This window comes from Alterotamlana spongicola, assembly GCF_035818475.1.
Taxonomy (GTDB): domain Bacteria; phylum Bacteroidota; class Bacteroidia; order Flavobacteriales; family Flavobacteriaceae; genus Cognatitamlana.
This window is the reverse complement of the sequence record NZ_JAYMGV010000001.1, coordinates 2,576,038-2,588,575: the sequence shown is the minus strand read 5'-3', so window position 1 is coordinate 2,588,575 and position 12,538 is coordinate 2,576,038. Positions and strand designations below refer to the sequence as shown.

Annotated in this window: 12 protein-coding genes; 6 read left to right on the top strand and 6 right to left on the bottom strand. The window is 33.4% G+C overall.

Annotated features, from left to right (window positions below; genetic code table 11):
• Positions 1–34: 34 nt before the first annotated feature.
• Entirely contained in the window at positions 35–2,038 is a 2,004-nt protein-coding gene (uvrB, locus tag VOI54_RS11190; RefSeq protein ID WP_326282876.1) for an excinuclease ABC subunit UvrB, read from the top strand.
• A gap of 60 nt (positions 2,039–2,098) precedes the next feature.
• Here uvrB and VOI54_RS11185 read toward each other — a convergent pair whose 3' ends face one another.
• On the bottom strand, positions 2,099–2,512 hold the full coding sequence (locus VOI54_RS11185; RefSeq protein ID WP_326282875.1) for a TerB family tellurite resistance protein: 414 nt from the start codon (positions 2,510–2,512) through the stop codon (positions 2,099–2,101).
• A gap of 374 nt (positions 2,513–2,886) precedes the next feature.
• On the opposite strand from VOI54_RS11185, the gene VOI54_RS11180 reads away from it, so the two are divergent.
• Complete coding sequence (locus VOI54_RS11180; RefSeq protein WP_326282874.1) at positions 2,887–3,141, top strand: DUF1456 family protein; 255 nt, start codon at positions 2,887–2,889, stop codon at positions 3,139–3,141.
• Positions 3,142–3,181: 40 nt separating this feature from the next.
• Here the strand turns inward: VOI54_RS11180 and sucC are convergent, their stop codons facing one another.
• On the bottom strand, positions 3,182–4,372 hold the full coding sequence (sucC, locus tag VOI54_RS11175) for an ADP-forming succinate--CoA ligase subunit beta (RefSeq protein ID WP_326282873.1): 1,191 nt from the start codon (positions 4,370–4,372) through the stop codon (positions 3,182–3,184).
• Positions 4,373–4,572: 200 nt separating this feature from the next.
• On the opposite strand from sucC, the gene lysA reads away from it, so the two are divergent.
• The 3 genes from lysA to VOI54_RS11160 all read left to right on the top strand — a co-directional run bounded on the left by lysA (position 4,573) and on the right by VOI54_RS11160 (position 8,170).
• Positions 4,573–5,808 (top strand): diaminopimelate decarboxylase, encoded by a 1,236-nt coding sequence (lysA, locus tag VOI54_RS11170; protein WP_326282872.1) that lies wholly within the window; start codon positions 4,573–4,575, stop codon positions 5,806–5,808.
• Between the two features lie 134 nt (positions 5,809–5,942).
• A complete protein-coding gene (locus VOI54_RS11165; protein ID WP_326282871.1) occupies positions 5,943–6,866 on the top strand; it encodes a sterol desaturase family protein in 924 nt (307 codons plus the stop codon).
• 128 nt (positions 6,867–6,994) lie between these two features.
• Positions 6,995–8,170 (top strand): acetyltransferase domain-containing protein, encoded by a 1,176-nt coding sequence (locus VOI54_RS11160; RefSeq protein WP_326282870.1) that lies wholly within the window; start codon positions 6,995–6,997, stop codon positions 8,168–8,170.
• Position 8,171: 1 nt separating this feature from the next.
• Here VOI54_RS11160 and VOI54_RS11155 read toward each other — a convergent pair whose 3' ends face one another.
• The 4 genes from VOI54_RS11155 to VOI54_RS11140 all read right to left on the bottom strand — a co-directional run bounded on the left by VOI54_RS11155 (position 8,172) and on the right by VOI54_RS11140 (position 11,497).
• On the bottom strand, positions 8,172–8,726 hold the full coding sequence (locus tag VOI54_RS11155) for a DinB family protein (protein ID WP_326282869.1): 555 nt from the start codon (positions 8,724–8,726) through the stop codon (positions 8,172–8,174).
• Positions 8,727–8,975 carry a hypothetical protein gene (locus VOI54_RS11150; protein ID WP_326282868.1) on the bottom strand — a complete coding sequence of 83 codons (249 nt, stop codon included), beginning with the start codon at positions 8,973–8,975 and terminating at the stop codon, positions 8,727–8,729.
• Between the two features lie 84 nt (positions 8,976–9,059).
• Positions 9,060–10,472, bottom strand: a complete 1,413-nt coding sequence (locus VOI54_RS11145; protein ID WP_326282867.1) for a M20/M25/M40 family metallo-hydrolase — start codon at positions 10,470–10,472, stop codon at positions 9,060–9,062.
• A gap of 167 nt (positions 10,473–10,639) precedes the next feature.
• Entirely contained in the window at positions 10,640–11,497 is an 858-nt protein-coding gene (locus VOI54_RS11140; RefSeq protein ID WP_326282866.1) for a PPK2 family polyphosphate kinase, read from the bottom strand.
• A gap of 127 nt (positions 11,498–11,624) precedes the next feature.
• Between VOI54_RS11140 and VOI54_RS11135 the strand changes: the two genes are divergently transcribed.
• Positions 11,625–12,395 (top strand): hypothetical protein, encoded by a 771-nt coding sequence (locus tag VOI54_RS11135; protein ID WP_326282865.1) that lies wholly within the window; start codon positions 11,625–11,627, stop codon positions 12,393–12,395.
• Positions 12,396–12,538 lie beyond the last annotated feature (143 nt).

Below are 12,538 nucleotides of genomic sequence, written 5' to 3'. Positions count from 1 at the left end.
AGACACTTTGAATACTTAAGGCGTTTAGAATCACATGCAGTTTAAAATTGAATCAGAGTTCAGCCCAACAGGGGACCAGCCACAAGCCATAAAACAACTTGTTGATGGTATAACTTCCAATGAGAAATATCAAACTTTACTTGGTGTAACCGGTTCAGGTAAAACATTTACCGTAGCTAATGTTATTGAAGAAGTACAACGCCCTACTCTGGTTTTAGCCCATAATAAAACACTGGCCGCTCAGTTATACTCTGAGTTTAAGCAATTTTTCCCAAACAATGCTATTGAGTATTTTGTGTCTTATTATGATTATTACCAACCCGAAGCTTATATTCCTGTTTCCGGTGTATACATTGAAAAAGATTTATCTATCAATGAAGAAATAGAAAAAATGCGACTAAGTACGACATCCTCTTTACTTTCGGGGAGACGGGATGTGTTAGTAGTTGCATCGGTATCTTGCTTATACGGTATAGGAAACCCTGTTGAATTTCAAAAAAATGTTATCACAATTAAGCGAGATCAGGAAATTTCAAGAACCAAATTATTGCATCAACTGGTTCAGAGTTTATATTCAAGAACAGAAGGTGAATTTAATCATGGAAATTTCCGAATAAAAGGAGATACTGTTGATATCTTTCCAAGCTATGCAGATGATGCGTTTAGAATTCATTTTTTTGGTGATGAGATAGAAGATATAGAATCTTTCAATATTCAAACCAATAAGGTTATAGAAAAATATGACAGATTAAATATTTATCCGGCAAACATGTTTGTGACCTCTCCGGAAGTTTTACAAAATGCCATAAAGGACATTCAGGATGATCTGGTAAAACAACATGATTATTTTAAAGATATCGGAAAACATTTAGAGGCCAAACGGTTAAAAGAGCGTACTGAATTTGACCTTGAAATGATTCGTGAATTGGGCTATTGTTCCGGAATTGAAAACTATTCAAGGTATTTAGACGGAAGAGCCGCAGGTACACGCCCATTCTGTTTACTGGATTATTTCCCTGATGATTTTTTAATGGTTGTAGACGAAAGCCATGTAACAATTTCACAAGTCCATGCTATGTATGGTGGAGATAGAAGCAGGAAAGAGAATTTGGTTGAATATGGTTTCAGGCTCCCGGCTGCCATGGATAACCGTCCCTTAAAATTTGAAGAATTTGAAGCTTTACAAAATCAGGTCATTTATGTTAGTGCAACGCCGGCGGACTATGAATTAGAAAAATCGGATGGTATTTATATAGAACAAATTATACGCCCTACAGGATTATTAGACCCTATTATAGATGTTCGCCCCAGTTTAAATCAAATTGATGACTTGATAGAGGAAATTCAACAACGTATTGAAAAAGATGAACGCACATTAGTCACTACGTTAACCAAGCGAATGGCTGAAGAACTAACTAAATATCTGGATAGAATTCAAATACGATGCAGGTATATACATAGTGATGTAGACACTTTAGAACGTGTAGAAATTATGCAAGATTTACGTAAAGGACTGTTTGATGTATTAGTTGGTGTTAACTTGCTTCGTGAAGGCTTAGATTTACCTGAAGTCTCTCTTGTGGCTATACTGGATGCTGACAAAGAGGGCTTTTTGCGTTCTACACGATCGCTGACTCAAACCGTAGGTAGAGCCGCAAGAAACTTAAACGGTAAGGCTATAATGTATGCTGATAAAATCACCAACAGTATGCAAAAAACTATAGATGAGACAAACTACAGGCGTGAAAAACAAATTGCTTATAACACAGAAAACAATATCAAACCCCAACCTTTAAATAAAAGTTTGGATAATGCTTTATCTAAAAATTCTGTAAGCACCTATAGCTATGAACTTGAAGCGGCAAGAGCTGCAGAACCTGAAAGTGAGTATTTGAATAAACCTGAATTGGAAAAGAAAATACGAGAAAAAAGAAAGCTTATGGAAGAAGCCGCAAAAGCCTTAGATTTTATAGTAGCAGCAAAACTACGTGATGAAATTAAAAGTTACCAAAATAAACTAGAAAAGCTAAAAGTATAACCCTTTAGCTTTCCTATTTACTAATTAAGGTAACATATAAAAACACATGTAGCAGAGATTTTAGTTATACTGTGTTTTAAATATGTCAATCAACACATCTGGTGGTACTATTTTATTAGGAAAACTCTCCATTAAATACAGTACCTTGGTTATGGATTCATGGCTTAATCCCATTCTCAAACCAAAATTATATAACTTAATAACACCTTTAGAATTATTATCTTCTTCAAATTCCTGCTCAATATTCATCAATAATACTAATCTATGAAACTGAACAATACGTTCACTATGCGACTTTAAATGCGTGTAAGAAACAGGATGCTCTACTAAATACTCAAAATCTTCGCGTGAAATATCTAATTGTTTTGCTACTCCAAGTAAAAAATTGTATTCTATTCTTCTTATGTCCTTATCATATTTAGCAAACGCTATCATTTCAGATAAAAGACTCAATTTTTCAACTCTATTAATCATTGTCTAACAGGGATTAATTATTAACAATATAAAGTTACGGAGAAGCCTCTTTTAATAATCGTAGATATAATGTCACTTATCGAAAACTAGCGCGTCGTTAATCGTTAATTTTATTTAATTCATCAAAGGTTACAATTTATTCAACTTAAAAAATTGCATTTTATCATTTTGATTTATTATATAACCTCAAAAGGCAAACCCCTATAAGCCATTGATTTACAAAGGGTTTTAATTATTTTTCATACTCATAGAAACCTTTTTTTTTAAACGCGTTAATTAGGGTATCTTTACAAAATGGTAAAAACGCTAATAATGGAGTGTGCTTTCAAGTAAATCGATGAAATGCAACCCTAAAAAAGCCTATTAAAATCTTTATGACAAATAATGATATTCTTAAAAAGTTACGCGTTGCATTAAAGCTACGTGATGATGATATTGTAAAAATTTTAGCCCTTGTTGATTTTAGAATTTCAAAAAGTGAACTCGGAGCTTTTTTTAGAAGAGAAGACCATCCAAAGTATATGGAATGTGGAGATCAAATTCTTAGGAACTTTTTAAACGGACTAGTGATTCACTTACGTGGGCCAATGCCTCCAAAAAATAAAGTACAAAAAAAGAGCAACCCATAAAAAGTTGCTCTTTTCTATTTTATATAACTAATATTTAGGTCTAAATAAGCACCTGTTGTACCTTATCTGCTGCTTCTTGAAATTCAGTAGCACTTAAAACAGCTAGTCCTGAATTATCAATCAACTCCTTAGCAATATCAGCATTGGTTCCTTGTAAACGTACAATAATTGGAACATTGATATTTCCCATATTCTTATAAGCATCAATAACGCCTTGAGCAACGCGGTCACAACGAACAATACCTCCAAATATATTAATCAATATAGCTTTAACTGCCGGATCTTTTAATATGATTTTAAAAGCCGCTTCAACACGAGCCGCATCAGCAGTTCCACCAACATCTAAAAAGTTAGCTGGTTCTCCACCTGCTTGTTTTATTAAATCCATGGTTGCCATAGCTAATCCGGCGCCATTAACCATACATCCAACATTTCCATCAAGATCAACATAGTTCAATCCAAGCTCTCCGGCCTCTACTTCAATAGCACTTTCTTCACGAACATCACGTAGGTCAACATAGTTTTTATGTCTATATAGTGCATTATCATCAATAGTAACTTTAGCATCAACTGCCATGATCTTATCATCACTGGTTTTTAAAACAGGATTGATCTCAAATAAAGAAGAGTCCGATTTTACATAAGCAGTATATAAAGCCGTTACAAACTTTGTCATCTCTTTAAATGCTAAACCTGATAATCCTAAATTAAAGGCGACACGTCTGGCCTGAAAAGGCAATAGTCCAACAGCAGGATCAACTTCTTCAGTAAATATCAAGTGAGGAGTTTCTTCTGCAACAGTTTCAATATCCATTCCACCTTCTGTAGAATACATAATCATATTACGCCCTGTTCCTCTATTTAGTAAAACTGACATATAGAATTCACTGGTTTCACTTTCTCCCGGGTAGTAAACATCCTCAGCAACTAATACTTGATGTACACGTTTACCTGCAGCAGAAGTTTGAGGCGTGACCAAATCCATACCTATTATCTGTCCTGCTAATTCTTCAACTTCCTGCAAGTTTTTGGCAAGCTTAACACCTCCACCTTTTCCACGTCCACCAGCGTGAACTTGTGCTTTAATGACATGCCAGCTTGTTCCGGTTTCATTTGTTAGTTGCTTTGCAGCAGTAACTGCTTCCTGTGCATTTTGTGCTACTATACCTCTTTGTATCCGTACACCAAAACTGCTCAATATTTCTTTACCTTGATATTCGTGTAAATTCATAATATGCTAAATAAATTAAGAAGCACAAATGTAAATAATAGCCTTTACTTACCCTAATATTTAATTATGAAAACTTTTAAACATTTAGATAAGAAATTTAGTTTGTTAAATAATTAACATAATGTTTATTTTGTATAATATTTTAAGCTTTACTTTTTTATATGCCACAAAGAAATATCTTTGACAAAAATTTGAAAGTTATGTTGGAAAATCAATTGCTGAAAATTGCACAAGATTTTGGAAGCCCGGTTTATGTTTATGATGCTGAAAAAATTGAATCTCAGTACAAAAGACTTACTAATGCGTTTAATAGTGTAAAAAAATTAAAAATTAATTACGCTGTTAAAGCATTGTCAAATATTTCTATATTAAAATTATTTAAATCACTGGGTTCTGGTATTGATACAGTTTCTATTCAAGAAGTACAACTTGGACTGGCAGCTGGTTTTTCTCCGGACCAAATCATATTCACGCCTAATGGCGTTTCGTTAGATGAAATAGAAGAAGCTGCAAAATTAGGTGTTAAAATAAATATTGACAATCTATCAATATTAGAACAGTTTGGTACTAAACACCCAAAAGTTCCAGTGTGTATTCGTATAAACCCACATGTTATGGCCGGTGGGAATGCTAACATTTCTGTAGGACATATTGATTCTAAATTTGGAATTTCTATTCATCAAATTCCACATATTCTGAGAATTGTTGAGAATACTCAAATGACTATCAATGGAATCCATATGCATACCGGTAGTGATATTTTAGATATTGAAGTCTTTTTGTATGCCAGTGAGATCTTATTTGAGACCGCAAAACAATTCAAAAACTTAGATTTTATTGACTTTGGTTCCGGGTTTAAAGTACCTTATAAGGCGGGGGATATAGAAACAAATATTGAGGAGTTGGGTAAAAAACTATCCTCCAGATTTAATGCATTTTGCAAAGAATATGGTAAAGATTTAACCTTAGCCTTTGAACCTGGTAAATTCTTAGTAAGTGAATCCGGAAGTTTTTTAACCAAAGTAAATGCGGTAAAACAAACCACTTCAACAGTTTTTGCACAAGTAGACTCTGGCTTTAACCATTTAATACGCCCTATGTTTTATGGATCTCATCATGATATTGTAAATATTTCAAACCCAAAGGGAAGAGAACGTTTTTATACTGTTGTAGGTTATATCTGTGAAACCGATACGTTTGGAAATAATAGACGCATTAATGAAATCAATGAAGGCGATATATTATGTTTTAAAAATGCCGGTGCGTATTGTTTCTCTATGGCTAGTAATTACAATTCAAGATTTAGACCAGCTGAAGTTTTATGGCATAATAATAAAGCTCATGTTATTAGACAACGTGAAACTTTTGACGATATCATTAGAAATCAAGTCGAATTAGATTTTTCTCCAAAAAAGAAAGCTGTTCTGACAAAATAAAAACCCTTATTCATACAAAATAAGTTCTCTTTAAGGTTCTATTCCAGAAAGAGGACTTTTTATTTTAATTAATATAGAATAGATAGCGTTTAATATTAAATACCTTCTATTTTTGACGGCAAATATAATATTTAATGAATTTTACTAACCCATTAGTATATGGTATTCCTTGTTTTCTTGCTTTAATACTTCTAGAATTAACATACAGTAAGCACAATAAAGAAAAAAAGGATTTATACAATTGGAAAGATTTAGCCACAAGCCTAACAATGGGAATTGGTTCAACAATTATTGCACCGCTCACTAAAACTATTGCAGCCATAGTTCTTTTTAATTTTGTTTATGAAGTATTCAACCCCGAAATTGATGGCATACGCACCAATATAATGGGATGGAAATCTTTTGGGTATGCCTGGTATATATGGATAATCTGTCAATTACTTGATGACTTTAGCTACTACTGGTTTCATAGACTAAATCATAATGTACGTTTTCTTTGGGCAGCACATATCGTTCATCACTCTTCAGATAATTTTAATTTAGGTACTGCTGTTAGAAATGGTTGGTTTACTATTTTTTACAAACCTTTTTTTTACATGTGGATTCCTGCCCTTGGTTTTCCCCCGGAAATGCTTGTAGTTTGCTTGGGCATTGAAGCCCTCTGGCAATTTCAATTACATAGTATTTTTATACCTAAACTAGGCATTTTCGAAAAAATATTTAATACGCATACCATGCATCAAGTACATCATGCTCAAAACATTGAGTATATGGATAAAAATCATGGAGGCTTCTTAAATGTTTTTGATAAAATCTTTGGAACCTGGAAAGAACTAGACAAAGATATTGATATAAAATACGGTGTTACTCATGCTCCAAATTCATACAACCCATTGGTAGTATTGACACATGAATATAAAGATATTTGGAACGATATGAAAAAATCAAAAAACTGGTATCACAAATTCATGTATGCATTTGCTCCTCCGGGATGGAGTCATGACGGAAGTACACTCACTGTTAAGCAACAACAAAAGATGTCCAATATACAGCAATAACCTTTCAATATTCAAGTTTGTTTGATGAGTATTTTTCCAAATATTTGTTAATCCCTAATGTTTTATTTAATATTATATATTATTCCCCTAAGTCTTTTTATGAAACTTGAATTAGAAAGACAATCATCATGATTAAATCAACTCGAATTGAATCCATTGATATATTAAGAGGGGTAGTCATGGTAATTATGGCCTTGGATCATACAAGAGATTATTTTCATTATGGATCTTTTTTTTCTGACCCTACCAATTTAGAAACCACCACACCTTTTTTATTTTTCACACGGTTTATTACACATTATTGTGCTCCGGTTTTTATATGTCTTGCCGGTACTTCAGCGTACTTATATGGAAGCAAAAAAAACAAACCTGCCCTATTTAAATTCTTACTAACCAGAGGTATTTGGTTAATCTTTTTGGCATTTGTAGTCAATAATTTTGTCTGGAAATTTGATATCTCATACAGTTTTATAATTCTTCAGGTTATTTGGGCCATTGGTTTGTGTATGATATTATTATCAGTTGCTGTTTATTTACCCGTAAAGGTTCTCATTCCATTGGGGTTAATATTAATTGCCGGTCATAATGTATTGGACGGTATTGTAATGCAGGGCACCAGTACAAAATCTATTATTTGGTATATATTACACCAACAGCAATTTCTGGTTATTGAAAACACCATGTACGCCTTTGCTTACCCTATTATTCCCTGGTTTGGACTTATTATACTAGGGTATTGTCTTGGTACAATTTATAAAAAAGGATATAATGTTATTAAAAGAAAACAAATTTTATTGGGTATAGGAATATCTGCAACTGTTCTGTTTTTTATACTCCGGGGGTTGAATATATACGGTGATTTAGTACCATGGACTGCACAAGACACCAATACAAAAACCATTTTATCATTTTTTAGTGTAACTAAGTACCCACCTTCCTTTGTTTACCTTTTAATAACTATGGGGCCTGCTTTGTTATTTTTATACGCTATTGAAAACATTAAAAACAGAATAACCGATTTCTTTATTGTTTTTGGACGGGTTCCTTTATTCTACTATTTCCTGCATGTTTTAGTTTTACACATTCTGGCTATCCTTGGTATATTAATTTTTGGAGGAAATTGGAGGGATATGATTCTAACTCAGGATGTGTTTATAAATGCTAAACTTATTGACTATGGTTATTCGTTATTTATAGTATACCTAGTTTGGATTGGTCTTATTATCATACTTTTCTTCCCTAGTAAAAAGTATATGATTTATAAAGCAACTAACAAAGATAAGTGGTGGTTAAGCTATATGTAAACTATTCTCTTAATCTTCCCTGGAATACGGATACTTTTGAATTAAACGGGTTACCCGAAGCCCGCCTGAGCATAACCACCTGGCCGCAATGCCATAATGCATCTGCTATAGGGCCATTTATCATATTCCAAAAAGGTACTTCTGTATCCTCTAGGTTTAATGGTTTGTCAGTATTTCTTAGGACATCAGCCACTACTTTAAAGTTCAATAAGGTTTGTTTTCGTTTATTTTCAAAACTTAATGTTTCCTTAGTGTCATCTTTGTCTGTTTTTAAAACATTATTTCTTATAAACTTTGACAGGCCATAAAGATGCTCTATGGTTTCTGCACTGGTCCTTCCTGATTCACTGGCTTTATATATCAAATCCTCTTCTGTTAAACCTTCTGTGGCCCAATAATATCTAAACCCTAAGCCATCTACCATTCTGGCAGCTACTGTTCCTGCTGTATAGGTTTCCGGGTATTCAGGAATTTTATAATAAGGCAAGTGTTCTTCTTTTTGTGCCATGACTATTGTGGATAATAATACTGTATAAATTATAATTAGTTTTTTCATTTATTTAGGTTCTAGAGTCATGACATAATCATAACTTTCATTTAAGTATTTTGTTATAGCATCTATATCTTCTAGCATATGGTCTGGTATTAGGACATAACCTTTCATTACAGCCCCATAAGATTTATATATTGATGATTGAAACTCTTTAATGTATTTTTCCTGTACGTCTTTGGAAAACCTTATACCTATCTCTCCTGCTTTATTTAACAACGAAAACATATAGCCATTAGCTGATGTATATGGCATAGTTTTACCTTTTCTTTTAAACCTGGGGCATTTGGCGATTAATTCATCATACCGTTTCAGCCTATCATTCCAATCCATCGTTGATCATTTTTTTATCTTATCCTTATTAGCAATAGGGTTCACACCGTATTTATCAAACAAATAGACTAAAGCTGTCATAGTTGCTGCCCCTAGTTCAAGCTCTCTTTTGTTAACAGCGTCAAACGTATCGTTACTGGCATGATGGTGATCAAAATAACGCTGACTATCTGGCCTTAGGCCTGCCAATACATTTGAATTTGTTTTTAAAGGTCCAACATCAGCTCCGGTTCCTCCTTTTTCAAAATAATGTATTAAATAAGGTTTAAATAGATGCTGCCAACTTAGTATCTGGTTAAAACTGGCTTCACTGCAATCAAAACTAAAACCTCTTGGTGTAAATCCTCCTGCATCACTTTCTAAAGCAAATACATGATTCTCTCCTTTGCGTTTGGCTTCTTCTGCATATTTTTTACCTCCTCTTAAACCGTTTTCTTCATTCATGAACAATACTACTCTAATACTACGCTTAGGTTTTATCCCAGATTCTTTCAAAAGCCTTAATACATCCATAGATTGTACTACTCCTGCCCCATCATCATGAGACCCGTCTCCTAAATCCCAGGAATCTAAATGTCCGCCAACTACCATATATTCATTGGGGAACTCGCTCCCTGTAATCTCTCCAATAACATTATACGATTGTACGTCTTTAAGCTGCTTACAGCTTTGTTTAAAATAAAACTTTATGTCTTTATTGAGTTTTAGCATGGTACTTAACAACTCGGCATCATTAGTGCTTATTGCTGCTGAAGGAATTCTTTTTTCAACCGGTATATTGTCATACGTCATACTTCCTGTGTGTGGAAAATCATCTAATCTTAAATTCATAGAACGCACTATAACACCAACAGCGCCATATTTTATAGCTTCAGCTGCTCCTTTATACCGTTGGTTCACACACCCTCCATAAGCTTCAAAAGTGCTGATTAAATCTGCTTGCATAGGGCGGTTATAGAACACTATCTTCCCTTCTATTTTTTCTCGTCCATAAGCCTCCAGTTCCTCAAAATTTTTCACTTCAATAACATTAGCTTTTATCCCCAATGCCGGAGTAGCAATAGAGCCTCCCAAAGCACAAATATTAACAGTTGTAGTTTTTCCCGGTTCTGATTCTATAAAGGCATATTCCTTTGTTCCTCTTATCCATCTGGGTACCATGACTGATTGTAACCAGACTTTATCTAAACCTAGTTTTTCTAATTCTTCTTTGGTATAAACAACCGCTTTTGCCGCTCCTAATGAGCCTGACAACCTACTTCCTATTTGGTTTGATAAATGATCTAACCAATCATAACTTTTACCATTGGTCAATGATTGGGTATAAATGGTTTTAAACACCTTTTCATCTGATTGGGCTTTTACATTTAAAACCATTAAAACTGAACATAAAATAAGCGCAGGCTTTATAATTTTCATATATTAATTTTTGATCTAAATATACTATTTCTTTAGAGTTGAATATCCAACCTAAACATAAATTTGTGTTAAGATATATGATACTAATGCGTTAACGATTGCAATGGCATCCTTTTTTGAGGCACTAAAAAAAGATATAATGGAAAGCGTGTTTAAACGCCCAAAAACTATTCATTATTAAGTTGTTCCTTATACTGTTCTATGTTTGCCTTTATAGCATCATCAAGTTCTGGTTCCTGAATATCTGAATATGTTTTAAGTGTATCATAAATGATCTTTGCAACGATGTAACGTGCTGAAGGCTTATCATCTGCAGGTATGGCATACCATGGCGCATGTGGTTTTGATGTTCTGTTTATAGCATCTTCATAACAGAATTGGTAAGCCTCCCAAAGTTTACGCTCTTTTAAATCTTCCGGAGAGAATTTCCAATGCTTTTCCGGCTTATTCAAACGGCGAAATAACCTGTTTTTTTGCTCTTCTTTTGAAATGTTTAAAAAGAACTTAAAGATAAGTGTCCCATTCTCCGCTATGTGTTTTTCAAAATTATTTATTTGATCAAAACGCTGATCCCAAAATGTGTCATTAATGGCTTCAACTGAGTTTACGGATGGAATATTTTCACCCATAATATATTCAGGGTGTACACGTGTTACCAATACATTTTCATAATGGGTTCTATTAAAAACTCCAAATTTGCCTCGTGCTGGCAGTGCGATATAATGCCTCCATAAATAGTCATGTTTTAATTCCAACTCTGTTGGTACCTTAAAACTATGTACAACAACACCTCTGACATTAAAATCTTTAAAGACCTCTCGTACCAAACTGTCTTTTCCTGCTGTATCCATACCCTGCAAACAAACCAGTACAGCATACTTTCCATGAGCATAAAGCGTATCCTGAAGCTTTCCTAACTTTTTTCTAACTACTTTTAATTCTTTCTCAGCATTGTCTATGACTTCTTTAGTCTTTGAATTTTTGAGTGATATGCTTGAGGTGACTTTGTAATGTTCTATTTGCATGCTTTTCCTTTTAAAATTATATTATTCCATAAATATAGTAAATCCATAATTTCGATGAACAGCACCGGAAAGTTTAATGTTTTTAATACATTCGTTACACCTATTTATGTTCTTAACCCCCAATTTTATGAAAAACTATTACTTATTATTCTTTTTATTTAATGCTTTAGTTATGTACGGGCAGACCAATTGTGATGATGCCAATTCGTATTTAGTTAATGCTTACTCTCATGTTAAAGATGCTTATGATGCTAATAACATAAGTCATTTAAAATATTATGCTAATCGCTCAGTTGAATCATTCAAACTAGCAAAAACAGCATTAGGTTCCTGTAATTGTAAAACGGCTTTAGACCTGACTGATAAAGGTATCGAATTCTTATCTAAAGTTGAAGGCGCCGATACTTTTGAAGACGGCCGTTTTTTTGTAAAACGCGGTAGGGAAGTTGCTAAAGAAAGTGTTATTGAAATTGATAAATGCGCTTTTAATAATTTTAATAGCGAAACCGTAAGTTCAACAACATTAGAAACATCTGCCCTTTCTAACGATAGTGAGCTCTCTGATTTACAAAAAGAGCAATTGAAACTAAGGCAACAGCAGGAAGCATTAAGGTTAAAGGAAGCTCAAATAAAAAGTAAATTGGCTGAACAAAAAGAAAAAGCACTACTTCTCAAAAAGAAAAATCTCATACTTTCTTACGAACATGTATTGACAAACCATATTAGCACGTATAATGAAACCCTAAAGGTTTGTGGTTGTAATCATCAGGTTTTTAAAGAGATTCAATCAAATGAAGGTTTATCTTCTAAAAGTATTGATGATATCAAAAGCCACTTTACCAATAACTTGAAACTTCTTGCTTCCAGTTATCTATCTGAGTTAAATAAATGTAATTAATAATGAAGAGGCTGTCTAAAAAATATCATTCTGAATGAAAATAAAGATTCTCCTGGAATTATACTCACTAATTTTTAAAACAATAAGATTCTTATCTGTTTCGCAGGGTGCCCTCTTGAAAGTATACTTTCATTCAAGCAATG

What these genes read in the sequence shown, in the direction of transcription:
- VOI54_RS11180 (WP_326282874.1), top strand. Translation starts at nt 2,887, where the DNA reads ATGACAAATAATGATATTCTTAAAAAGTTACGCGTTGCATTAAAGCTA.
- VOI54_RS11160 (WP_326282870.1), top strand. Translation starts at nt 6,995, where the DNA reads ATGATTAAATCAACTCGAATTGAATCCATTGATATATTAAGAGGGGTA.
- VOI54_RS11155 (WP_326282869.1), bottom strand. Translation starts at nt 8,726, where the DNA reads ATGAAAAAACTAATTATAATTTATACAGTATTATTATCCACAATAGTC.
- sucC (WP_326282873.1), bottom strand. Translation starts at nt 4,372, where the DNA reads ATGAATTTACACGAATATCAAGGTAAAGAAATATTGAGCAGTTTTGGT.
- uvrB (WP_326282876.1), top strand. Translation starts at nt 35, where the DNA reads ATGCAGTTTAAAATTGAATCAGAGTTCAGCCCAACAGGGGACCAGCCA.
- VOI54_RS11140 (WP_326282866.1), bottom strand. Translation starts at nt 11,497, where the DNA reads ATGCAAATAGAACATTACAAAGTCACCTCAAGCATATCACTCAAAAAT.
- lysA (WP_326282872.1), top strand. Translation starts at nt 4,573, where the DNA reads ATGTTGGAAAATCAATTGCTGAAAATTGCACAAGATTTTGGAAGCCCG.
- VOI54_RS11165 (WP_326282871.1), top strand. Translation starts at nt 5,943, where the DNA reads ATGAATTTTACTAACCCATTAGTATATGGTATTCCTTGTTTTCTTGCT.
- VOI54_RS11135 (WP_326282865.1), top strand. Translation starts at nt 11,625, where the DNA reads ATGAAAAACTATTACTTATTATTCTTTTTATTTAATGCTTTAGTTATG.
- VOI54_RS11150 (WP_326282868.1), bottom strand. Translation starts at nt 8,975, where the DNA reads ATGCCATATACATCAGCTAATGGCTATATGTTTTCGTTGTTAAATAAA.
- VOI54_RS11185 (WP_326282875.1), bottom strand. Translation starts at nt 2,512, where the DNA reads ATGATTAATAGAGTTGAAAAATTGAGTCTTTTATCTGAAATGATAGCG.
- VOI54_RS11145 (WP_326282867.1), bottom strand. Translation starts at nt 10,472, where the DNA reads ATGAAAATTATAAAGCCTGCGCTTATTTTATGTTCAGTTTTAATGGTT.